The sequence below is a fragment of the Escherichia sp. R1 genome (assembly GCF_003000935.1).
GTDB lineage: Bacteria > Pseudomonadota > Gammaproteobacteria > Enterobacterales > Enterobacteriaceae > Escherichia > Escherichia coli.
On record NZ_PSRU01000007.1, the window covers coordinates 181,585 to 205,363 of the forward strand.

General features: G+C 51.8%; 23 protein-coding genes and 1 riboswitch. Of the genes, 12 read left to right on the forward strand and 11 right to left on the reverse strand.

The genetic code is table 11. The annotated features are described in order from the left end of the window. Positions 1-6 precede the first annotated feature (6 nt). The 4 genes from ubiC to malK form a co-directional block, all read right to left on the reverse strand. The gene (gene ubiC / locus C4F37_RS11055; RefSeq protein WP_000019227.1) at positions 7-504 is read right to left on the reverse strand and encodes a chorismate lyase; all 498 of its coding nucleotides are present in this window, start codon (positions 502-504) and stop codon (positions 7-9) included. Between the two features lie 178 nt (positions 505-682). Beyond that, positions 683-1,603, reverse strand: coding sequence for a maltose operon protein MalM (gene malM / locus C4F37_RS11065; protein WP_001298285.1), 921 nt, complete (start codon positions 1,601-1,603; stop codon positions 683-685). Positions 1,604-2,016: 413 nt separating this feature from the next. After that, positions 2,017-3,357: a maltoporin LamB gene (gene lamB / locus C4F37_RS11070; RefSeq protein ID WP_000973666.1), complete on the reverse strand. Its 1,341-nt coding sequence runs from the start codon at positions 3,355-3,357 to the stop codon at positions 2,017-2,019. A 71-nt stretch (positions 3,358-3,428) separates the two neighbouring features. Next, positions 3,429-4,544 (reverse strand): maltose/maltodextrin ABC transporter ATP-binding protein MalK, encoded by a 1,116-nt coding sequence (gene malK, locus C4F37_RS11075; protein WP_000179165.1) that lies wholly within the window; start codon positions 4,542-4,544, stop codon positions 3,429-3,431. Between the two features lie 364 nt (positions 4,545-4,908). Between malK and malE the strand changes: the two genes are divergently transcribed. The 3 genes from malE to malG all read left to right on the forward strand — a co-directional run bounded on the left by malE (position 4,909) and on the right by malG (position 8,702). Then, the gene (gene malE / locus C4F37_RS11085) at positions 4,909-6,099 is read left to right on the forward strand and encodes a maltose/maltodextrin ABC transporter substrate-binding protein MalE (protein ID WP_001540421.1); all 1,191 of its coding nucleotides are present in this window, start codon (positions 4,909-4,911) and stop codon (positions 6,097-6,099) included. 153 nt (positions 6,100-6,252) lie between these two features. Beyond that, entirely contained in the window at positions 6,253-7,797 is a 1,545-nt protein-coding gene (gene malF / locus C4F37_RS11090; RefSeq protein ID WP_001350408.1) for a maltose ABC transporter permease MalF, read from the forward strand. 14 nt (positions 7,798-7,811) lie between these two features. After that, a complete protein-coding gene (gene malG, locus C4F37_RS11095) occupies positions 7,812-8,702 on the forward strand; it encodes a maltose ABC transporter permease MalG (RefSeq protein WP_001252058.1) in 891 nt (296 codons plus the stop codon). 93 nt (positions 8,703-8,795) lie between these two features. Here the strand turns inward: malG and psiE are convergent, their stop codons facing one another. After that, entirely contained in the window at positions 8,796-9,206 is a 411-nt protein-coding gene (psiE, locus tag C4F37_RS11100; protein WP_000202902.1) for a phosphate-starvation-inducible protein PsiE, read from the reverse strand. A 214-nt stretch (positions 9,207-9,420) separates the two neighbouring features. Here psiE and C4F37_RS11105 point away from each other — a divergent pair, with 214 nt between their 5' ends. Then, a complete protein-coding gene (locus tag C4F37_RS11105) occupies positions 9,421-9,699 on the forward strand; it encodes a periplasmic protein (RefSeq protein WP_001295279.1) in 279 nt (92 codons plus the stop codon). Positions 9,700-9,745: 46 nt separating this feature from the next. On the opposite strand, the gene C4F37_RS11110 is transcribed toward C4F37_RS11105, so the two are convergent. The 5 genes from C4F37_RS11110 to pgi form a co-directional block, all read right to left on the reverse strand. Then, positions 9,746-11,842, reverse strand: a complete 2,097-nt coding sequence (locus tag C4F37_RS11110; protein ID WP_000745752.1) for a YjbH domain-containing protein — start codon at positions 11,840-11,842, stop codon at positions 9,746-9,748. Then, on the reverse strand, positions 11,842-12,579 hold the full coding sequence (locus C4F37_RS11115; protein WP_001540419.1) for a capsule biosynthesis GfcC family protein: 738 nt from the start codon (positions 12,577-12,579) through the stop codon (positions 11,842-11,844). Before C4F37_RS11115 ends, C4F37_RS11110 begins: the two co-directional genes overlap by 1 nt. Further along, a complete protein-coding gene (locus C4F37_RS11120) occupies positions 12,576-13,214 on the reverse strand; it encodes a YjbF family lipoprotein (protein WP_001296632.1) in 639 nt (212 codons plus the stop codon). Before C4F37_RS11120 ends, C4F37_RS11115 begins: the two co-directional genes overlap by 4 nt. Positions 13,215-13,328: 114 nt before the next feature. Continuing rightward, the gene (gene yjbE, locus C4F37_RS11125) at positions 13,329-13,571 is read right to left on the reverse strand and encodes an exopolysaccharide production protein YjbE (protein ID WP_000757333.1); all 243 of its coding nucleotides are present in this window, start codon (positions 13,569-13,571) and stop codon (positions 13,329-13,331) included. 497 nt (positions 13,572-14,068) lie between these two features. Continuing rightward, positions 14,069-15,718 (reverse strand): glucose-6-phosphate isomerase, encoded by a 1,650-nt coding sequence (gene pgi / locus C4F37_RS11130; protein WP_089502729.1) that lies wholly within the window; start codon positions 15,716-15,718, stop codon positions 14,069-14,071. A 236-nt stretch (positions 15,719-15,954) separates the two neighbouring features. Next, a riboswitch (Lysine riboswitch) is annotated at positions 15,955-16,151 on the forward strand. Between the two features lie 91 nt (positions 16,152-16,242). Here pgi and lysC point away from each other — a divergent pair. After that, a complete protein-coding gene (lysC, locus tag C4F37_RS11140; protein WP_001290321.1) occupies positions 16,243-17,592 on the forward strand; it encodes a lysine-sensitive aspartokinase 3 in 1,350 nt (449 codons plus the stop codon). Between the two features lie 252 nt (positions 17,593-17,844). After that, positions 17,845-18,117, forward strand: coding sequence for a DUF3811 domain-containing protein (locus C4F37_RS11145; protein ID WP_001207638.1), 273 nt, complete (start codon positions 17,845-17,847; stop codon positions 18,115-18,117). On the opposite strand, the gene rluF is transcribed toward C4F37_RS11145, so the two are convergent. Further along, the gene (gene rluF / locus C4F37_RS11150; RefSeq protein ID WP_000936385.1) at positions 18,118-18,990 is read right to left on the reverse strand and encodes a 23S rRNA pseudouridine(2604) synthase RluF; all 873 of its coding nucleotides are present in this window, start codon (positions 18,988-18,990) and stop codon (positions 18,118-18,120) included. Between the two features lie 347 nt (positions 18,991-19,337). On the opposite strand from rluF, the gene C4F37_RS11155 reads away from it, so the two are divergent. The 6 genes from C4F37_RS11155 (at position 19,338) to C4F37_RS11180 (ending at position 23,770) form a co-directional block, all read left to right on the forward strand. Further along, positions 19,338-20,285: a sugar-binding transcriptional regulator gene (locus C4F37_RS11155; RefSeq protein ID WP_000431663.1), complete on the forward strand. Its 948-nt coding sequence runs from the start codon at positions 19,338-19,340 to the stop codon at positions 20,283-20,285. A 69-nt stretch (positions 20,286-20,354) separates the two neighbouring features. Then, positions 20,355-21,161 carry an SDR family oxidoreductase gene (locus tag C4F37_RS11160; protein ID WP_001540415.1) on the forward strand — a complete coding sequence of 269 codons (807 nt, stop codon included), beginning with the start codon at positions 20,355-20,357 and terminating at the stop codon, positions 21,159-21,161. Between the two features lie 9 nt (positions 21,162-21,170). Then, a complete protein-coding gene (locus C4F37_RS11165; protein ID WP_000245630.1) occupies positions 21,171-21,578 on the forward strand; it encodes a mannose/fructose/sorbose PTS transporter subunit IIA in 408 nt (135 codons plus the stop codon). After that, positions 21,578-22,072 carry a PTS system mannose/fructose/N-acetylgalactosamine-transporter subunit IIB gene (locus C4F37_RS11170; protein ID WP_001027853.1) on the forward strand — a complete coding sequence of 165 codons (495 nt, stop codon included), beginning with the start codon at positions 21,578-21,580 and terminating at the stop codon, positions 22,070-22,072. Before C4F37_RS11165 ends, C4F37_RS11170 begins: the two co-directional genes overlap by 1 nt. A 65-nt stretch (positions 22,073-22,137) precedes the next feature. Beyond that, complete coding sequence (locus C4F37_RS11175) at positions 22,138-22,935, forward strand: PTS mannose/fructose/sorbose transporter subunit IIC (RefSeq protein ID WP_000406332.1); 798 nt, start codon at positions 22,138-22,140, stop codon at positions 22,933-22,935. A gap of 10 nt (positions 22,936-22,945) precedes the next feature. Next, entirely contained in the window at positions 22,946-23,770 is an 825-nt protein-coding gene (locus C4F37_RS11180) for a PTS system mannose/fructose/sorbose family transporter subunit IID (RefSeq protein ID WP_000437896.1), read from the forward strand. Positions 23,771-23,779: the final 9 nt, after the last annotated feature.

A 23,779-nucleotide genomic window follows, 5' to 3' on the forward strand; every position in this document is an offset into this window, starting at 1 on the left:
TTCCTCTTAGTACAACGGTGACGCCGGTAAAAACAGTTCTGTTAGCAACAGCGGTTTACCGCTTAATCGCAGGCGGGAACGTCGCCCCCACAGTCCGGCATCACGGCCTATCTCAATAAAGTCCCGGGTTAATGTCGATGATGTGAACAGATAGCGTCCTAACGGCGTTTTACCTAATTTTTGTAACGCCAGCTCCGGCCCGCTCAACGTTGACACAGGAACGACGGTACGACCGGCAAGCCACGGTTCACCATCGGCACATAACAAAATTTCACGTAACCAGTAACGAGACTCTTTCGGCAGCAGTGGCAGTTCTTCGGGGATTTCATTCTGCTCGACAAACCCTTCGCGGATCATCGTCACGCTCACCGTTTTTCCCTGCTGTTCAAAACGTTTTGTCATGGAATCTTCCAGCAACAGCCAGTCGAGCAGTTGCGGCTCCAGGGCAGGGATCTCTGTAAAATAGCGCAGCGCACGCAGTTGCGTTAACGCGGGGTGTGACATGCCGAACTCTCCGTTACATAACGTAAAGGCATTGTATCGCAGAAAAATATTTACGGGAGATGTAAAGCAAATTAAGTGAACTAATGCGCAACAAAAACGCAACAATAGTACAGGAGGAGAAAAAAAGGTGCGCCAGGAGACGCACCAGTTGTTGCAAAATCAGCACTGTGGGGCGTAATTACCCCTTGCCTTTTACACTGCTGATAAAGGTGGAACGGGCAGATGTCGACCCCAGGCGTTCAGCTTCATCAAGCAGTTTTAACGCCTTATCAACATCACCTTTCGCGACAGCGTTTTTGATCGCGGTATTAAAATAACTTTCCGTGTCGTTGAGCATCGGCTCGCTTTTCTTCACCGGTGCCGGAGCGGGTGCAGCCACAGCTGGTGCCGCCGTGTTGCCTACCGTAACCGGAGCTGGAGCGGAAGAACCAAATAGTGGTCCTACCAACACGCTGGAGCTGGAGTTCGTTTTCACTTTCAGTTTCAGTAAGCCATCGGTGGTATGACGAGCAACCGGATCGGGAATATCCGGGATCGAGTTACCGACGCCTTTGGCATAGGCTTTAGCCGGGTCGAGCAGTTGAGTCGTCTGCTGGAGATCTTTTTCCGTGGTAAAGACCAGAACATAAAGTTTTTGCTGCCCCAACGCCGGTGTCAGGCGCATAACGCCTTCCAGCCGATCTGCACTCATCACGCCGGGTTCCTGGTAGGTGAAATAACTGCTGGGGAAGAAGGCTGATGGGGTCATGTTCTGATCAAGAATCAGCACATTCGGCGCAAATACGCTGGTTTGTTTGTTCACTTCGCTGGTCAGCGTCAGTGTCAGTTCACCAATGTTTGCCGGGACGCTGTACGCAGCAACCGGACCACTGATGCCAGGGACATTCAGTTGTTGGCCGCCGGTCGACAGTTGAGTAGTCTGGGTTTTAGATTGATCGACCGGTGTCCAGGTGAGTTGTTGCAGCGCGGCAGATGGAATGGCTGGCGCGTCGCTGGTGTTTTGCGGTACGTAGTTAACATCGGCAAGGCTGATTCCAGGTGCGCTTGCCAGCAACCCTGCTGATAAACAGAGAGCGATGAGACTTTTATTCATTTTCATTGTTTTCACCTCAAAATCTGGAGCTCAGCGGTAGCCAGGCAATAGCGCGCTAAACCCGATAATCAGAGGGGCTTTCGCCCCTTAAAGCTGTTTTTATGCCGGATGCGGCGTAAACGCCTTATCCGGCCTACTTTCGGCAGCAGTTGTAGGCCTGATAAGACGCAACAGCGTCGCATCAGGCATTGGTTGCCGGATGCGGCGTAAACGCCTTATCCGGCCTACTTTCGGCAGCAGTTGTAGGCCTGATAAGACGCAACAGCGTCGCATCCGGCATTGGTTGCCGGATGCGGCGTAAACGCCTTATCCGGCCTACTTTCGGCAGCGGTTGTAGGCCTGATAAGACGCAACAGCGTCGCATCAGGCATTGGTTGCCGGATGCGGCGCAAGCACCTTATCAGGCCCAGGTTTTGCTATTACCACCAGATTTCCATCTGGGCACCGAAGGTCCACTCGTCGCTGTCGCCACGACCGAAGCTACCGCCGTTGAAATCAGCCGACACAGCCTTGCCGTAGTATGGGTTGGTTGAAGAGCTACCGGTGTAGTCATAACCCCATTTCTCATCCCACTTGGCGTAGGTTGCGAAGACACGAATAGCCGGGCGTGACCAGATGCTGTCGCCAGCCTGCCATTGTTGTGCGAGGGTAATTTTGTACTGATTGTTCTTGTCGCCGGTGCGCTGGGATTCGACGTTGTCGTAGCCGATTTCCATCACGGTGCTCATGATTGGCGTCCACTTGTACATCGGGCGAATACCGACGGTCCACCACTTGGTGCCGTTGTCGTTATCCCAGTTGATATCCTGGTACATACCCACGTACATCATGTCCCAGTTGTCGCCCATGGAGATCGCACCGTGGTCGAGGATACGCAGCATGTGACCGTTGTTATTGATATTGTAGGCAAATTTTTCGTTATCAAACGCGACGCCAGAACCCTGCGACAGACCTTTACCCTGCGAGGTCATCGAGTCAGTAGCGTACTGAACAACAAACTTGTTAAAACCCTTCAGGACACTCTGAGTATGTTCAGCAGTGAATAACCAGCCGTCTTTCGATGCGCCATCAACCAGACGATAGTTATCACGCAGGTTGGCACGACCGTAGTCGACACCCAGTTCTAATGTGCCGCCCGGGTTGATTTCCATCTGCGCTAAACGCACATCGAAAACGTCGTTCGCGGTTTCGTTGGTATAGTCATAAATATTGTTGCTGGCGAAAGAGGAAGAACCACCCGCTTCAGAGGAGCGGGTTGCTGCCAGAGAGAGTTTACCGAAGCCAACATCGATGTTTTCCAGACCGGCACCAGGACCAGAAATATCCCAGTAGTAGAAGTCGATCATATGAACGTCATGACGTTGGTAGAAGCGCTTACCTGCCCAGATGGTGGAGCCTGGCAGCCATTCGATCAGGTTTTTACCCTGCACGTTTGCTTCACGGAAGGCCGGATCGGTAGCTTCCCAGTCATTCTGTTGCGCGACGGAATAGGCCACGTTAGTGTCGAAATAGAAGCTCTTATCGCCCTCTTTCCACACTTCCTGACCCAATTTTAATTCAGCATAAGTTTCACATTCGTTGCCAAGACGGTATTTACTTTGAGCACCGGTAGTCTGGAAACACTGTTGTTCGCCGCCGCTACCTGTCCAGCCAATACCGGAACGTGCATAGCCGTGGAAATCAACAGCCATTGCCTGAGCAGACATTACGCCCGCTGCGACGGCAACCGCCAGAGGAAGTTTGCGCAGAGTAATCATCATTCTATCTCCTGAGTCATTGCTTTTCTTTTTTCACATCACCTGTGACAGGCTTTGTGTGTTTTGTGGGGTGCTTAAACGCCCGGCTCCTTATGCAGTCGACGACATGCAGTGCCATCCTCACGGAACAGATGGCAACGCTCTGGCGGCAGGCCGATAGCGAATGTGGCACCTTCTTCTACCAACACCACGTCGTTCTGGCGGTACACCAGGTTTTGACGAATGGAAGGGATCTGGATATGGATTTGCGTTTCGTTGCCGAGTTGCTCGACGACCTGAACTTCACCCTCAAGGATGACGTCAGCGATATCACTCGGCAGTAGATGCTCCGGGCGAATACCCAGTGACATATTGGCTCCCACCTGGACATCACGGCTTTCGACCGGTAGCCAGACTTGCTGACGATTCGGCATCGGCAGCTCCACCTGCACTTGATCGATTGCGGTGGCGGTCACTTTTACTGGCAGGAAGTTCATCTTTGGCGAACCGATAAATCCGGCGACAAAACGGTCTGCCGGATAGTGATACAGCTCCAGCGGTTTCCCAACCTGCGCCACGCGACCAGCGTCCAGCACCACGATTTTGTCGGCCAGCGTCATCGCTTCGACCTGATCGTGGGTGACGTAAATCATTGTGCGGCCCAGGCGTTTATGCAGACGGGAGATTTCGATACGCATTTGCACACGCAGTGCAGCATCGAGGTTGGAGAGCGGTTCATCGAGCAAAAATACGCTTGGCTCGGCCACCAGCGTACGGCCAATCGCCACACGCTGACGCTGACCACCGGAGAGCGCTTTCGGTTTGCGATCCAGCAAATGCGCCAGTTGCAGCACTTCCGCTACCTGGTTGACGCGTTGGTTAATCACCTCTTTTTTTGCGCCTGCCAGTTTCAGGCCAAATGACATGTTTTCTGCTACTGACAGGTGGGGATAGAGCGCGTAAGACTGAAACACCATACCAACGCCGCGTTCTGCTGGCGGAGTGTCATTCATCCGTTTCTCACCGATGAACAGGTCGCCGCTGGTGATCGTCTCAAGCCCGGCAATCATGCGCAGTAAAGTCGATTTACCGCAGCCAGACGGTCCGACAAACACCACGAATTCACCTTCATGGATATCGAGATTGATATCTTTCGATACCACGACCTCGCCCCAGGCTTTCGTTACATTTTGCAGCTGTACGCTCGCCATGCCCTTCTCCCTTTGTAACAACCTGTCATCGACAGCAACATTCATGATGGGCTGACTATGCGTCATCAGGAGATGGCTTAAATCCTCCACCCCCTGGCTTTTTTATGGGGGAGGAGGCGGGAGGATGAGAACGCGGCTTCTGTGAACTAAACCGAGGTCATGTAAGGAATTTCGTGATGTTGCTTGCAAAAATCGTGGCGATTTTATGTGCGCATCTCCACATTACCGCCAATTCTGTAACAGAGATCACACAAAGCAACGGTGGGGCGTAGGGGCAAGGAGGATGGAAAGAGGTTGCCGTATAAAGAAACTAGAGTCCGTTTAGGTGTTTTCACGAGCACTTCACCAACAAGGACCATAGATTATGAAAATAAAAACAGGTGCACGCATCCTCGCATTATCCGCATTAACGACGATGATGTTTTCCGCCTCGACTCTCGCCAAAATCGAAGAAGGTAAACTGGTAATCTGGATTAACGGCGATAAAGGCTATAACGGTCTCGCTGAAGTCGGTAAGAAATTCGAGAAAGATACCGGAATTAAAGTCACCGTTGAGCATCCGGATAAACTGGAAGAGAAATTCCCTCAGGTTGCGGCAACTGGCGATGGCCCTGACATTATCTTCTGGGCGCACGACCGCTTTGGTGGCTACGCTCAATCTGGCCTGTTGGCTGAAATCACCCCGGACAAAGCGTTCCAGGACAAGCTGTATCCGTTTACCTGGGATGCCGTTCGTTACAACGGCAAGCTGATTGCTTACCCGATTGCTGTCGAAGCGTTATCGCTGATTTATAACAAAGATCTGCTGCCGAACCCGCCAAAAACCTGGGAAGAGATCCCGGCGCTGGATAAAGAACTGAAAGCGAAAGGTAAGAGCGCGCTGATGTTCAACCTGCAAGAACCATACTTCACCTGGCCGCTAATTGCGGCTGACGGGGGTTATGCGTTCAAGTATGAAAACGGCAAGTACGACATTAAAGACGTAGGCGTGGATAACGCTGGCGCGAAAGCGGGTCTGACCTTCCTGGTTGATCTGATTAAAAACAAACACATGAATGCAGACACCGATTACTCCATCGCAGAAGCTGCCTTTAATAAAGGCGAAACAGCGATGACTATCAACGGCCCGTGGGCATGGTCCAACATCGACACCAGTAAAGTGAATTATGGTGTAACGGTACTGCCGACCTTCAAAGGTCAACCATCTAAACCGTTCGTTGGCGTGCTGAGCGCAGGTATTAACGCCGCCAGTCCGAACAAAGAGCTGGCGAAAGAGTTCCTCGAAAACTATCTGCTGACTGACGAAGGTCTGGAAGCGGTCAATAAAGACAAACCGCTGGGTGCAGTAGCGCTGAAGTCCTATCAGGATGAACTTGCGAAAGATCCACGTATTGCCGCCACCATGGATAACGCTCAGAAAGGTGAAATTATGCCGAACATCCCGCAGATGTCCGCTTTCTGGTATGCCGTGCGTACTGCGGTGATCAACGCCGCCAGCGGTCGTCAGACTGTGGATGCTGCGCTGAAAGATGCACAGACTCGTATCACCAAGTAATGCTGTGAAATGCCGGATGCGGCGTAAACGCCTTATCCGGCCTACGAAATTGAAACGTATGTAGACCTGATAAGACGCGTCAGCGTCGCATCAGGCAGTTGTTGTCGGATAAGGTATGAAAGCCTTATCCGTCCTGGAATGAGGAAGAACCCCATGGATGTCATTAAAAAGAAACATTGGTGGCAAAGCGACGCGCTGAAATGGTCAGTGTTAGGTCTGCTCGGCCTGCTGGTGGGTTACCTTGTTGTTTTAATGTACGCACAAGGGGAATACCTGTTCGCCATTACCACGCTGATATTGAGCTCAGCGGGGCTGTATATTTTCGCCAATCGTAAAGCCTACGCCTGGCGCTATGTTTACCCGGGAATGGCTGGAATGGGATTATTCGTCCTCTTCCCTCTGGTCTGCACCATCGCCATTGCCTTCACCAACTACAGCAGCACTAACCAGCTGACTTTTGAACGTGCGCAGGAAGTGTTGCTAGATCGCTCCTGGCAAGCAGGCAAAATCTATAATTTTGGTCTTTATCCGGCGGGCGATGAGTGGCAACTGGCGCTCAGCGACGGCGAAACCGGCAAAAATTACCTCTCCGACGCTTTCAAATTTGGCGGCGAGCAAAAACTGCAATTGAAAGAAAGCGCCACGCAGCCTGAAGGCGAGCGCGCGAATCTGCGCGTGATTACCCAGAATCGTCAGGCACTGAGTGACATTACCGCCATTCTGCCGGATGGCAACAAAGTGATGATGAGCTCCCTGCGCCAGTTTTCTGGCACGCAACCGCTCTACACACTCGACGGTGACGGCACGTTGACGAATAATCAGAGCGGCGTGAAATATCGTCCGAATAACCAAATTGGCTTTTACCAGTCCATTACCGCCGATGGCAACTGGGGGGATGAAAAGCTAAGCCCCGGTTACACCGTGACCACCGGCTGGAAAAACTTTACCCGCGTCTTTACCGACGAAGGCATTCAGAAACCGTTCCTCGCCATTTTCGTCTGGACCGTGGTGTTCTCGCTGATCACTGTCTTTTTAACGGTGGCGGTCGGCATGGTTCTGGCGTGTCTGGTGCAGTGGGAAGCGTTGCGCGGCAAAGCGGTCTATCGCGTCCTGCTTATTCTGCCCTACGCGGTGCCATCGTTCATTTCAATCTTGATTTTCAAAGGGTTGTTTAACCAGAGTTTCGGTGAAATCAACATGATGTTGAGCGCGCTGTTTGGCGTGAAGCCCGCCTGGTTCAGCGATCCGACCACCGCCCGCACGATGCTGATTATCGTCAACACCTGGCTGGGTTATCCGTACATGATGATCCTCTGCATGGGCTTGCTGAAAGCGATTCCGGACGATTTGTATGAAGCCTCAGCAATGGATGGCGCAGGTCCATTCCAGAACTTCTTTAAGATTACGCTGCCGCTGCTGATTAAACCGCTGACACCGCTGATGATCGCCAGCTTTGCCTTTAACTTTAACAACTTCGTGCTGATTCAACTGTTAACCAACGGCGGCCCGGATCGTCTTGGCACGACCACGCCAGCCGGTTATACCGACCTGCTTGTTAACTACACCTACCGTATCGCTTTTGAAGGCGGCGGGGGTCAGGACTTCGGTCTGGCAGCAGCAATTGCCACGCTGATCTTCCTGCTGGTGGGCGCGCTGGCGATAGTGAACCTGAAAGCCACGCGAATGAAGTTTGATTAAGGGAGATAACAAAAATGGCAATGGTCCAACCGAAATCGCAAAAAGCACGTTTGTTTATTACTCACCTGCTACTGCTACTTTTTATCGCGGCGATTATGTTCCCGCTGCTGATGGTCGTCGCCATCTCGCTGCGTCAGGGGAACTTCGCGACCGGTAGTCTGATCCCGGAGCAAATCTCCTGGGATCACTGGAAACTGGCGTTAGGTTTTAGTGTGGAACAGGCTGATGGTCGCATTACGCCACCGCCATTCCCGGTACTGCTGTGGCTGTGGAACTCGGTAAAGGTCGCCGGGATTTCCGCGATTGGCATTGTGGCGCTCTCCACCACCTGCGCCTACGCTTTCGCCCGTATGCGCTTTCCAGGCAAAGCGACGCTGCTGAAAGGAATGCTGATTTTCCAGATGTTCCCGGCAGTACTTTCACTGGTCGCGTTGTATGCGTTGTTTGATCGTTTGGGTGAGTACATTCCATTCATTGGCCTGAATACTCACGGCGGCGTAATTTTCGCGTATCTGGGCGGGATTGCGCTGCATGTCTGGACCATCAAAGGTTATTTCGAAACCATCGACAGTTCGCTGGAAGAAGCGGCGGCGCTGGATGGTGCGACACCGTGGCAGGCCTTCCGCCTTGTCCTGTTGCCGCTGTCAGTACCGATTCTGGCGGTTGTGTTCATCCTGTCGTTTATCGCTGCCATTACTGAAGTTCCGGTCGCGTCGCTATTACTGCGTGACGTAAACAGCTACACCCTGGCTGTGGGGATGCAGCAATACCTCAACCCGCAAAACTACCTGTGGGGTGACTTTGCCGCCGCTGCCGTGATGTCTGCATTACCGATCACCATCGTCTTCTTGCTGGCTCAACGCTGGCTGGTCAACGGCCTGACGGCAGGTGGTGTGAAAGGTTAAAGATGTTGTTCTGCCAATGTTATGCCGCTGCACCCTCAACTTACGTTATCCCAACTTGTGACTGTTATTCGGCGCTCCACGGAGCGCCTTTTTTTACTCCCGCTTCAGCCGTTTCGAATTACACAGCCACAGGGTGATCACCAGTAACAGGATCGCTGCCGAGTAGATCAACACATCCAGTGGCGATTTATGATCGACGATGATCAAGCGCACAATGGCGGTGATCCCAATATAGACAAAGTAACGTAGCGGGAAGTGAAAACCGGACTGAAAGTACTTCACAATCAGCGCGATAAATTCGAAATAGAGAAAGTAAACCACCAGCCCTTCTACCAGCTCATATTTACTGGTTTGTTCTGGCGCGAACAGCACATCAGCCAGATGCACCGTTTCTTTGCCGAGGAAGACAACCAAAATCAGGCCGAGGCACAACAGGCCAAGATTGAGTACGGTCTGCAAAATGGTGGATATAAACTCCACGCGCGGACGAGAGAGTGACGTCATAGCAGTACCTCCTTCACAGTGGCGAGCTTCCTGTATAACGCAAAAATGTGACGGAGATCTATATTTTTTGTGTATGTTTTGTTCAGCTCAATTAAGTGGGCATCTCCCATCAATGTCGCATCTGGCAAAACACACAGCCCAAAAAAATCACCCATTCAGGTGATTCCCAGCCACCAGCAATGCGCGAAAAATCGACAATGTTCCTCTGGAACAAATGAAACGTAACCTGATAAAGGTGGTAAAAATGAAGCCTTATTTTGCTGCTTTGATGTTATCAGTCTCTGTTCTTCCTGCTTATGCTGGTCCGCTCGGTACTGCTGATAAAGCCGACCTACCGCAAAGCAATGTCTCCAGCCCAATGATGGCCCAGTCGCTCAGGCAACCAGACCTGCAACCGATATCGACGGACAGGAAGACAGAATGTTTTCGCCTTTACACACCAGATCGCAAACCGGGGGTGAACTGCGTTCCTGATGGCTCGACAGGCCATTAAGAATGAAGGTGCCAGTGAGTGCGAAAACTGGCACCTTTCCCATGACTTAGCGGAAATTGACGCTACGGTCGCTGGTCATATCATACAACTGGAACTTACGCCCAAGTTGCTGACCACCGTCACGCGTCAGCGGCGTCCAGCCAATCGCCGCACGGCTGCGTGTCGGGCCAGACGAGAAGAGATCCAGCGGTACAGAGACATACACGCCTTTGGTGAAGTCCCCTTCGCCGTACTCCTCTTTCGAAACATTCGTGATCGTGGCATAGCCCCCCACTACCACGCCGCTATCAAAGCGTTTGGCGATCTCCAGCGTGCCGCCTTTATCCCCAGCCAGATACTGCCCGACGCTCGCTTTCACTAACACGTCCTGGGCGAAAGATGGCGTCCAGTACGCGGTCAGATGTCCGGTTTTCACGCTGTAATCGGTGAATTTCATCATATCTTTTGCGCTACGCCAGTCGCGCTGTTTAACGTAGTTGGCATCCAGACCAAACGCCCAGTTGCTATCCAGCGGGCGATACAACACTTCTGCCCCCACGCCGCCAAACATGGTTTCGAGATAACCTCCGTAGACCTGACCGTAGAAGCCGTTGCCCAGATGCTGGAAGTAGTTGGCTTGCAGGTTATTCACATAGACATCATTCTGCACATACTCGCGCACATGGGTACGCACGCGCGGTAAGTGCGAGTCCTGCGGTGGATTGGTGTAGTTAAACTTGTCGTAGTTGTTGGCAAGGTTAGCAAACAGGCTGCCGGTGGTCAGCAGATGGTCCGTCAGCCACAAATCCGCCGTTCCCATCACGCCCAGCTGATACATGTAAAAGTTTTCCGGGCCACCGACCGACTGGTTCAGCACCGGATCGATATGGAAATCAAAGCGTGATTTGTCGATATACCAGCCCTGCTCGGTGGACTTCGGAACCACTGGCTCGACGCGTTTTTGCACCAGCTTCGTTTCGTGGCCCAACGGCTCTCCGGCGAGATGATTTTTCAGGCTGGCGACATCGGTTTCCGTCGTCACCTGCGGCATGTTAAGGCGATTTTCCGTAATGCGGATCGTTTTGATCCCATCAGGCAGATCGTTCATCACGATCCGATTAGCACGGATGATCCCTTCGCGCGAATCACGATATTTCACCTGCTCGCCGGTGACATACAGCGTATCGCCTTTCGCCTGGATCTGCGGATCGGCCAGTCCGGCATTGTATTTCAACAGCGTTAACTGATTCGCCACCACCGAGTGCTGCAAAATGGCATCCTGCGGTTGCGGCTGGTATTTCGGTCGGGCGTTATCGTTGTAGGACGGGCGCAGATCGTTAAAGTTGGTGCGCAGCGTGACGCCAAACATAAAGGTGTTGCCACGTTCATAGCTAAGGTTAACGTCGGCCCAATCGGTAACGCGATAAATCGCCCCGACGTTAAACTTACTTTTTTGCTCCAGCTTCCCGGCAAAATCCTGCTGATAATTATTACCTTCATACTCCAGTTTCAGGCGCAGCGGTTGCCAGGGCGTCTGGTATTCCACGCCGCCAAACAGTGAGGCCGGGCCGTGGAACATCTGACTGCCGTCGATAGATCCCGCTTGTTTGTAGCTGTTATCGCGATAGCAATATTTATCACTGGCTGAACAGAGCGGATTTTTCACATTACCGCTGGTGCCCAGATATCCCCAGCCCAGGCCGAGCGTAAAATCGAACGGCCCCCAGGCTTTGCTGGCAACAAGATATTCCGCATCAAACAGCCCCGTACCGCCGATATCCCGCGCACCAACCGCCACTTGCGGCAGCCAATAACTCTCTTCCCACAAACGCAGTTTGAGATCGAAGGCTTTATCTTTATACGTTTGATCGCCAGAGAACGCTTCGACGCTGCTGTACTGCCGGGTGCGCACGTCGGTGTAGCGCAGCGTTGTTTCCAGCCACGGGAAGAGTTGCACTGAAGCTGAGTAATAACGGTACTGATCATTATCGCGATAGTTCAGGCTCAGCTCCCCTTCCCGCGCCATGCGCGCGGTGGGCGTTTGTAATAATCCTACGCCACCGAAATCCGATTGCGACGGACCAATGGGCGCAGGATATGTTTCGCCGTAGCAAGCTGTGCTAATACCCAGCGCCAGTAAGCTAAGCAGATGTCTTTTTTTCATTATTGGGGTATCCGCTGCGTCAGAGTCTGAAGAATGTCGGCGTTAAGGGCATCAGGTGTCTCACTCCAGACGGAGTCCGCGAGGCCAACATAAATAATGCTGCCGGGCATCGGCTCTACGTGACGCTTGTTCCAGTAAGCCACCGGCGCTTTTTGCGTGCGTCCGTCAGGGTAAACCACCCACGCGTAGCTGCGATCCGCACCGCTGAGCAGGCTCTGGTCAGAGAGATAGCTCGCCACGTCGCGACCTGGAGTGAATGGCTGCTTGCCAGGACGGCTGATAAGCCCGAACAACATGACCGTGGACGGCGGTGGTCCGACCCACAGCGTGTAGTTGCCCTGCAACGGCGGGTTACCGCGTTCGGCAACGCGGACGATATCGGGATCAAGATTGATTTTTTGCCTGCCCGTCACTTTCAACGCCTGAATTTGCTGGCGTAAGGCGTTAATCGCGGCGGCATCGTCGGCGCTGGAATCTGCAGCCAGTTCTGCCAGCCGTGTCAGCAACGCCTGCTGCTGACGCAATGCTGCCGCCGTTGCCAGCTCTTCGCTAATCACCGCACCGGGCCACCAACTGTTTGCCAGCCGTGGTTGGCCTACCAGATCGATTAAATGCTCTGCACCCGTCAGCGTTTTGGCCTCACTGCTGCCATTGCTGAATACCTTGACGGTTCCCGCCGCGAAGACCGATGACGCCCCCACACTCAAAATCAATGCGACAATAGTTTGTTTAATCATTGTTTTGCCGCCTTGATGAGAGTGGTTTTCACCGGGAAATAATCCGCGCCGAGATACTGTTCCGACTGGCGAATTTGCCCTTCGCTGTCGATCCAGTAGCGGTTATGCCAGCGCGCCTGGTCGGTGGAGACTTCTTCGTCCAGCACGCGAACCGGAGTTTCATCGCTGCCGACTTTGACGGTATCGGTGCCATCCCATTTGAAGACTGAGCGTGCGGTGGCGTAGCGTACCTGCTGGTACTCGGTCCAGCCCATCGTGCGCGTCCATGTTGCACCATCAACAATTTGTGCGGGTTTAATCAGCGGGTCGGCGGCAAGGTTATTCACTTCAATCAGGTTGTCGCCGCCAAGCAAAGTCTTCACCAGACGACCATGTTGTGTGACAAGGGTGGCCTGATCCTGAGTGACCCATTTTTGTTGTCCGTCTTCAGCGAAGGCCAGCACCACAAATAACTGCGGCCCGCCATTAAGCTGCATGTACTGGCTGGCGTAGGGCATATTTTGAATATCATCGTCCGTCAGCTGTACGCCTGGCGTGCCGAACAGACTGTCCCACAGTGAATTGCCCAGCTCTTTAGTCGTGGCTGAACAGGCCTGTAATAGCAGGCAGATAAGAATGAGTGCTGGTCGCTTCACGACTCTTCTCCAGAGGGGCAGAATAACCACACCGGAGTGTGGTTATGGTTAATCCCCTTCATACTTCAAGCTTCAGATGCGATGACTCGAATTATTTTGGGGATACATACTTTATTACTGGGTACTGGTGGTCGTGGTTGTGGTGGTCCCGGTATTAGAACCATCACCGCCACCGGTTGCCGCGAGCGCGACACCCACCGCCGAGCTTACGGTGCTGACGCTGGTCGCGGAGGAACTCCCCGCCGAAACCGACGTTGCTGCCGATCCTGCCGCTTCGCCCACCTGTACAGGTGCAGCCCACGCAGAAGTCGCCGCAAGCGCAGATATGGCAAAAATGCCATACAGAACTTTTTTCATAACAATTTCCCTTCATTGAATGAATGGAGATTTACCCAAAAACATTTCGGGCGGGATCGAGTATACACAACTAAAGCATGCGAATTACGGCGCGGGGAATTAGTGATGGGGTTTTAGGATAATTGGAATGAATATCAAATATAAGCTTCAGCTTATATATAAATAGCACTAAAAATCATAAGCTTAAAATAAAAATAAAAGTAATTAATCTGCGTATTTTCCGAAATCAATCACGATTAAAAATCTATTTTAGGATTAACCTCACGGTATGATTTCCGTTAAATCACAGACAAGGGGATTTATCTGATAAAAAATGCCGACATAACGTCGGCATTGTTTTTAAGGCTATTTAATCAATCGTACTATGTATTAATTGCCGAATACGATGTACATATCGGCATCGACCTGTAGGCCTGATAAGACGCGACCGCGTCGCATCAGGCATCGGTTGCCGGATGCGGCGTGAACGCCTTATCCGGCCTACATATCGACAATGATTAACCGCGCCACGCTTTATAGCGGTTAATCAGACCATTGGTCGAGCTATCGTGGCTGCTGATTTCTTTGTCATCTTTCAGCTCTGGCAGAATACGGTTCGCCAGCTGTTTACCCAGTTCCACGCCCCACTGGTCGAAGGTGAAGATGTTCAGGATCACGCCCTGAGTAAAGATTTTGTGCTCATACAGCGCAATCAACGCACCCAGGCTGAACGGAGTGATTTCACGCAGCAGGATGGAGTTGGTCGGGCGGTTACCTTCGAACACTTTGAACGGCACCACGTAGTCAAGCGTTGCCGGATCTTTACCCTGATCACGATATTCCTGCTCAACCACTTCGCGGGATTTACCAAACGCCAGCGCTTCGGTCTGAGCAAAGAAGTTAGACAGCAGTTTCTGGTGATGATCAGAGAGCGGGTTATGGGTGATAGCCGGAGCGATGAAATCGCACGGTACCATTTTGGTTCCCTGGTGGATCAGCTGATAGAACGCGTGCTGACCGTTCGTGCCAGGTTCACCCCAGATAATCGGGCCAGTCTGGTAATCCACAACCTTACCGTTACGGTCAACATACTTACCGTTGGATTCCATATTGCCCTGCTGGAAGTACGCCGCGAAACGGTGCATATACTGGTCATACGGCAGAATCGCTTCAGTTTCCACGCCAAAGAAATTGTTGTACCAGATGCCAATCAGCGCCAGCAGTACAGGCAGGTTTTTCTCGGCAGGCGTGGTGGAGAAATGCTTGTCCATCGCGTGTGCGCCAGAAAGCAGTTCAACGAAGTTATCAAAGCCGATGGAGAGAATAATCGACAGGCCAATCGCTGACCACAAAGAGTAACGACCGCCGACCCAGTCCCAGAATTCGAACATGTTGGCAGTATCAATACCAAACTCGCCAACGGCTTTGGCGTTGGTTGAGAGCGCCGCAAAGTGTTTCGCAACGTGCTTCTCATCACCTGCCGCTTTCAGGAACCAGTCACGCGCGCTGTGGGCGTTGGTCATGGTTTCCTGAGTGGTGAAGGTTTTAGATGCTACCAGGAACAGCGTGGTTTCCGGGTTTACTTTTTTCAGCACTTCCGCGATGTGAGTCCCATCGACGTTAGAAACAAAGTGCATGTTCAGGTGGTTTTTGTATGGACGCAGTGCTTCAGTCACCATGTACGGGCCGAGGTCAGAACCGCCGATCCCGATGTTCACTACGTCAGTGATTGCCTTGCCGGTATAGCCTTTCCACTCACCGGAAATAATCGCTTCCGAGAAGGTTTTCATCTTCTCCAGCACCGCGTTGACTTCCGGCATAACATCTTTGCCATCAACCAGAATCGGGGTATTGCTACGGTTACGCAGCGCTACGTGCAGTACGGCGCGGTTTTCAGTGCGGTTGATCTTCTCGCCAGAGAACATCGACTTAATCGCGCCCGCCAGATCGCACTCTTTCGCCAGATCTTGTAATTTCGCCAGCGTCTCTTCAGTGATGCGGTTTTTGGAGTAATCCACCAGCATCTGATCGTCGAAGGTTGCGGAGAACTTAGAAAAACGATCGCCGTCTTTAGCAAAAAGATCGGCGATCGTAACGTCTTTCATTTCATCGAAGTGTTTCTGTAGTGCCTGCCAGGCAGCGGTCTGCGTTGGATTGATGTTTTTCATTAGCAATACTCTTCTGATTTTGAGAATTGTGACTTTGGAAGATTGTAGCGCCAGTCACAGAAAAATGTGATGGTTTTAGTGCCGTTAGCGTAATGTTGAGTGTAAACCCTTAGCGCAGCGAAGCATTTATTAGCTGAACTACTGACCGCCAGGAGTGGATGAAAAATCCGCATGACCCCATCGTTGACAACCGCCCCGCTCACCCTTTATTTATAAATGTACTACCTGCGCTAGCGCAGGCCAGAAGAGGCGCGTTGCCCAAGTAACGGTGTTGGAGGAGCCAGTCCTGTGATAACACCTGAGGGGGTGCATCGCCGAGGTGATTGAACGGCTGGCTACGTTCATCATCGGCTACAGGGGCTGAATCCCCTGGGTTGTCACCAGAAGCGTTCGCAGTCGGGCGTTTCGCAAGTGGTGGAGCACTTCTGGGTGAAAATAGTAGCGAAGTATCGCTCTGCGCCCACCCGTCTTCCGCTCTTCCCTTGTGCCAAGGCTGAAAATGGATCCCCTGACACGAGGTAGTTATGTCTGAAATTGTTGTCTCCAAATTTGGCGGTACCAGCGTAGCTGATTTTGACGCCATGAACCGCAGCGCTGATATTGTGCTTTCTGATGCCAACGTACGTTTAGTTGTCCTCTCGGCTTCTGCTGGTATCACTAATCTACTGGTCGCTTTAGCTGAAGGACTGGAACCTGGCGAGCGATTCGAAAAACTCGACGCAATCCGCAATATCCAGTTTGCCATTCTGGAACGTCTGCGTTACCCGAACGTTATCCGTGAAGAGATTGAACGTCTGCTGGAGAATATTACTGTTCTGGCAGAAGCGGCGGCGCTGGCAACGTCTCCGGCCCTGACAGATGAACTGGTCAGCCACGGCGAGCTGATGTCGACCCTGCTGTTTGTCGAGATCCTGCGCGAACGCGATGTTCAGGCACAGTGGTTTGATGTACGTAAAGTGATGCGTACCAACGATCGATTTGGTCGTGCAGAGCCAGATGTAGCCGCGCTGGCGGAACTGGCCGCGCTGCAGCTGCTTCCACGCCTCAATGAAGGCTTAGTGATCACCCAGGGATTTATCGGCAGCGAAAATAAAGGTCGTACAACGACGCTTGGCCGTGGAGGCAGCGATTATACGGCAGCCTTGCTGGCGGAGGCTTTACACGCATCTCGTGTTGATATCTGGACCGACGTCCCGGGCATCTACACCACCGATCCACGCGTGGTTTCCGCAGCAAAACGCATTGATGAAATCGCGTTTGCCGAAGCGGCAGAGATGGCAACTTTTGGTGCAAAAGTACTGCATCCGGCAACGTTGCTACCCGCAGTACGCAGCGATATCCCGGTCTTTGTCGGCTCCAGCAAAGACCCACGCGCAGGTGGTACGCTGGTGTGCAATAAAACTGAAAATCCGCCGCTGTTCCGCGCGCTGGCGCTTCGTCGCAATCAGACTCTGCTCACTTTGCACAGCCTGAATATGCTGCATTCTCGCGGTTTCCTCGCGGAAGTTTTCGGCATCCTCGCGCGGCATAATATTTCGGTAGACTTAATCACCACGTCAGAAGTGAGCGTGGCATTAACCCTTGATACCACCGGTTCAACCTCCACTGGCGATACGTTGCTGACGCAATCTCTGCTGATGGAGCTGTCTGCACTGTGCCGGGTGGAAGTGGAAGAGGGTCTGGCGCTGGTCGCGTTGATTGGCAATGACCTGTCAAAAGCCTGCGGCGTTGGCAAAGAGGTATTCGGCGTACTGGAACCGTTCAACATTCGCATGATTTGTTACGGCGCATCCAGCCATAACCTGTGCTTCCTGGTGCCCGGCGAAGATGCCGAGCAGGTGGTGCAGAAGCTGCATTTTAATTTATTTGAGTAAACACAGTATGGCCCGGAAGACATTATTTCGGGCCGTATTGTTTTTCTTGTCATTATGCCCATAAATAAACGAGCCTGTACTCTGTTAACCAGCGTCTTTATCGGAGAATAATTGCCTTTAATTTTTTATCCGCATCTCTAACTAATTATCGAAAGAGATAAATAGTTAAGAGAAGGCAAAATGAATATTATCAGTTCTGCTCGCAAACGAATTCCCGTACACTGAACTCTCTGGCTCACTGAGGGCACCATCATGGCACTCCCCCGTATTACCCAAAAAGAGATGACTGAACGCGAGCAGCGTGAACTTAAAACACTGCTGGATCGGGCGCGGATTGCGCATGGTCGCGTACTGACCAACTCCGAAACTAACAGCATTAAGAAAGAGTACATCGATAAATTAATGGTCGAGCGTGAGGCTGAAGCGAAAAAAGCCCGCCAATTGAAGAAAAAGCAGGCTTATAAACCGGATCCTGAGGCGTCATTTAGCTGGTCAGCAAATACATCGACGCGCGGCAGGCGCTGATTAACGCCCCTTCTTTTTGCGCCCCGGCGAGGTAAAACGCTTACCGTTGGACGCCGGGCGACCGCCTTTTTCCGCCGTTTTTTCCATCTTAACGACTGGACGTTTGATGCCTACCGTTTTCGGTTTGGCCTTCGCTTTAGGTTTTGCCTCGGAAGAGGAATTTTCAATGAGCTTAAAGAGATCGATTAACTCATCGTCGGTTAAATCGCGCCACTCACCCAGCGGAATGCCGCTTAAGCTGACGTTCATAATGCGCGTACGTTCCAGCTTTTTCACTTCGTAACCAAAGTGCTCGCACATGCGACGAATCTGACGGTTCAGCCCCTGCACCAGGGTAATGCGGAAGACAAACGGTGCTTCTTTTTTGACTTTGCACTTTTTAGTTACCGTCCCGAGGATCGGTACTCCCGCCCCCATACCACGAATAAATTCATCGGTAATCGGTTTATCAACCGTCACCAGATACTCTTTCTCATGATCGTTACCCGCACGGAGGATCTTATTCACCAGATCGCCGTGATTGGTGAGGAAAATCAGCCCCTGGGAATCTTTATCCAGGCGGCCAATCGGGAACACGCGTTTGCTGTGGTTAACGAAATCGACAATGTTATCGCGCTCGCCATCTTCGGTGGTGCTGACAATACCGACGGGCTTGTTCAGGGCGATAAGTACCAAATCTTCGGATTCCCGAGGCTCAATCAACTGACCATTTACTTTCACAACGTCGCCGGGTTTCACCTGATCGCCAATGGTGGCTCGCTTGCCATTAAGGAACACATTGCCTTGCTCGATATAGCGATCCGCTTCGCGGCGTGAGCAAATTCCGCTTTCGCTGATGTATTTATTTAAACGGACTGATGAGTCGGGCAGCATAAATTCTCCTGTAAAACGCGGAATATACCGTACCTCTTAGCGGGGAAAAACAGGGTTATGCGGCAACGTCGAAATTAAATGTGATCTGCCACGCCTTTTATCACAAAAGTGTCTCCGGAAGTACGATGCAAATTTGCCTGGCAAAATAAGAATAATCAACAAATTACGCATCGCTGCACACCTGTGCTGATGACTACTACGCAGAGAAACAAATGTGCAAGAGAAAGCGCTATTTCCCCCCATGCAAAGAGTGAAAAATCGCTTTGAAAGGCCATCATGATGGGGTTATATCAGATCAAGCGGTGAGAAAGCGTATTTGCACAAATGTGCAGAACCAGGAGGCGGCAATGGAAAACAGTGACGATATCCGTTTGATTGTGAAGATTGCCCAACTCTATTACGAACAGGATATGACGCAGGCGCAAATTGCGCGCGAACTGGGTATTTATCGCACTACCATCAGCCGCTTGCTTAAACGAGGCCGCGATCAGGGAATTGTCACCATCGCCATCAACTATGACTACAACGAAAATCTCTGGCTGGAGCAGCAAGTGAAGCAAAAGTTTGGCCTGAAAGACGTTGTGGTGGTGTCAGGAAATGATGAGGATGAAGATATTCAACTGGCGATGATGGGGTTACACGGCGCGCAACTGCTGGATCGCTTGCTGGAACCTGGCGATATTGTCGGTTTTTCCTGGGGCCGCGCGGTGAGCGCACTGGTTGAAAACTTGCCGCAGGCGGGGCAATCGCGGCAGTTAATTTGCGTGCCGATTATTGGCGGCCCGTCCGGTAAACTCGAAAGCCGCTATCACGTAAACACATTAACCTACAGCGCGGCAGCGAAGCTGAAAGGGGAATCGCATCTCGCGGATTTTCCGGCGCTGCTGGATAACCCATTAATTCGTAATGGGATCATGCAGTCTCAGCACTTTAAAACCATCTCTGCCTACTGGGATAATCTGGATGTCGCCCTGGTGGGAATTGGCTCACCGGCCATTCGCGACGGCGCTAACTGGCATGCGTTTTATGGTGGTGAAGAGAGTGACGACCTGAATGCCCGCCAGGTTGCTGGCGATATTTGCTCGCGCTTTTTTGATATTCACGGCGCAATGGTTGAAACGAATATGAGCGAAAAAACACTCTCTATCGAAATGAATAAATTAAAGCAGGCACGGTATTCCATTGGCATTGCCATGAGCGAAGAAAAATACAGCGGAATTGTTGGTGCACTGCGTGGAAAATATATTAATTGTCTGGTAACGAATAGCAGCACAGCTGAACTATTACTGAAATAAAAATCTTCCCGATGTTTACCGTAATAAAAATTACGGCGGGTCCCTACTATCTAAAATCAGGAGTCTGTTATGCAAACGTGGTTAAATTTGCAGGATAAAATCATTATTGTCACCGGTGGCGCATCCGGTATTGGTCTGGCGATTGTAGAGGAATTATTAGCACAAGGCGCGAATGTACAGATGGTCGATATTCACGGTGGCGATGGTCAATATGAAAGCCATAAAGGTTATCAGTTCTGGCCGACCGATATTTCCAGCGCCAAAGAGATAAATCATACGGTAGCAGAAATTATCCAGCGTTTTGGTCGCATCGACGGTCTGGTTAACAACGCCGGGGTCAATTTCCCGCGTCTGCTGGTCGATGAGAAAGCGCCTGCCGGGCAGTATGAACTCAACGAAGCTGCATTCGAAAAAATGGTCAATATCAACCAGAAAGGCGTTTTTCTGATGTCGCAGGCGGTGGCGCGACAGATGGTCAAACAACATGATGGCGTGATTGTGAATGTTTCCTCAGAAAGTGGGCTGGAAGGCTCAGAAGGCCAAAGCTGTTACGCCGCGACCAAAGCCGCGCTCAATAGCTTCACGCGCTCCTGGTCGAAAGAGCTGGGCAAGCACGGTATCCGTGTGGTCGGTATCGCGCCAGGGATTCTGGAAAAAACAGGACTGCGCACGCCGGAATATGAAGAAGCGCTGGCGTGGACGCGCAATATCACCGTCGAGCAGCTGCGTGAAGGCTATACCAAAAATTCCATTCCTATTGGGCGCGCCGGAAGATTAGCAGAAGTGGCTGATTTTGTTTGTTATCTGCTGTCTGAACGCGCCAGCTATATCACCGGAGTAACCACTAACATTGCGGGCGGCAAAACGCGCGGCTAAGGAGGCTTTATGGTCAACGCCATTTTTTGTGCGCATGGCAAATTAGCTTGCGCCATGCTGGAATCGGTTCAGATGGTGTACGGCGATGCCAGGGTCGAGGCCGTTGAATTTGTGCCCGGCGAGAACGCCGGAGACATCGTAGCAAAGCTGGAAAAGTTAGTAAGCATTCACAATCAAGATGAGTGGCTAATCGCCGTGGATTTACAGTGCGGCAGCCCGTGGAATGCGGCAGCGATGCTTGCGATGCGCAATCCTCGTCTGCGGGTAATCAGCGGCCTTTCTCTGCCGCTGGCGCTCGAACTGGTTGATAACCAGGACAGCATGAATATTGATGAACTGTGTGAACACCTGACGCAAATCGCAAAGCAAACCTGCGTCGTCTGGAGACAGGTGGCAACAGCGGAGGAGGATTTCTGATGAACATTACGCTCGCCCGCATTGATGACCGCCTGATCCACGGCCAGGTCACTACCGTCTGGTCTAAAGTGGCTAACGCCCAACGCATTATTATCTGCAATGACGAAGTTTATAACGATGAAGTTCGCCGGACATTATTGCGTCAGGCTGCGCCACCGGGAATGAAGGTTAACGTGGTCAATATTGAAAAAGCCGTCGCGGTTTATCACAACCCGCAATATCAGGACGAAACCGTTTTTTATCTTTTCACTCGCCCACAGGATGCCTTAGCAATGGTTCGCCAGGGGGTAAAAATAGGTACCCTGAATATTGGCGGTATGGCCTGGCGTCCTGGTAAGAAACAGTTAACCAAAGCAGTTTCATTAGATGACGATGATATTAACGCATTTCATGAGTTAAATAATCTTGGCGTCATACTGGATTTACGCGTCGTAGCGTCAGATCCCTCAATCAATATTATCGACAAAATAAACGAACAGTTAATCGCAAATTAAATAATAGCGCCTGTGTACATATGCTTTAACAGGCAGGGATGACGACACTTAAAAGGTGACAAATCATGGAAATAAGTACCCTACAAATCATTGCTATATTTCTTTTTTCCTGTATTGCCGGAATGGGCAGCGTGCTGGATGAATTTCAGACTCATCGTCCGTTAATTGCCTGTACGGTGATTGGTTTAATTCTCGGTGATTTAAAAACCGGAATTATGCTCGGTGGTACGCTGGAATTGATAGCTCTCGGCTGGATGAACGTCGGCGCGGCGCAATCTCCGGATTCTGCACTCGCCAGCATAATCTCCGCCATTCTGGTTATCGTTGGTCAGCAAAGCATCGCCACCGGAATCGCCATCGCGTTGCCTGTGGCTGCGGCAGGCCAGGTGCTGACGGTGTTTGCCCGTACCATCACCGTAGTGTTCCAGCACGCGGCGGATAAAGCAGCGGAAGAAGCACGGTTTCGCACTCTCGATATTCTGCATGTCTCCGCGCTTGGCGTGCAGGCACTGCGCGTTGCTATTCCGGCACTGATTGTCTCGCTGTTCGTCAGCGCTGATATGGTGAGCAATATGCTGAGCGCCATTCCCGAATTTGTGACCCGTGGACTGCAGATTGCTGGCGGTTTTATCGTGGTGGTCGGTTACGCCATGGTGCTTCGCATGATGGGCGTGAAATATTTGATGCCTTTCTTTTTCCTCGGTTTCCTCGCAGGTGGCTACCTCGATCTCAGTCTGCTGGCGTTCGGTGGCGTCGGCGTGATCATGGCCCTGCTCTACATCCAGTTAAATCCACAGTGGCGTAAAGCTGAACCACATCCCCAGACCACCACTATCACCGCCCTTGACCAACTTGATGATTAACGGAGCCATCATGGAACAGAGAAAAATTACACGCAGCGATCTGGTGAGCATGTTTCTGCGCTCCAACCTGCAACAGGCATCCTTTAACTTTGAACGTATTCACGGGCTGGGTTTTTGCTACGACATGATCCCCGCCATCAAACGACTTTACCCATTAAAAGAGGATCAGGTTGCGGCGCTCAGGCGACACCTGGTGTTCTTCAATACCACGCCAGCCGTATGTGGCCCGGTCATCGGCGTCACTGCCGCCATGGAAGAGGCGCGAGCCAACGGCGCGGAAATTGATGACGGTACCATTAACGGCATCAAAGTAGGTCTGATGGGACCATTGGCAGGAGTTGGCGATCCACTGGTCTGGGGAACGCTGCGCCCGATTACCGCCGCGCTCGGCGCATCTCTGGCACTTTCGGGCAACATTCTCGGCCCCCTGCTGTTCTTCTTTATTTTCAACGCGGTGCGTCTGGCGATGAAGTGGTATGGCCTACAGCTCGGCTTTCGCAAAGGGGTGAATATCGTCAGCGATATGGGCGGTAATTTGCTGCAAAAACTCACCGAAGGCGCGTCGATTCTCGGGCTGTTTGTGATGGGCGTGCTGGTGACCAAATGGACGTCAATCAACGTACCGTTGGTGGTTTCACAAACGCCTGCCGCCGATGGTGCCACCGTCACCATAACCGTGCAGAACATCCTCGACCAACTTTGCCCTGGTTTGCTGGCGCTCGGTCTGACGCTGCTGATGGTTCGTCTGCTCAACAAAAAAATTAACCCGGTATGGCTGATTTTCGCCCTGTTTGGTTTAGGGATTATCGGTAATGCGCTGGGCTTCCTGTCCTGATTCTTCGCC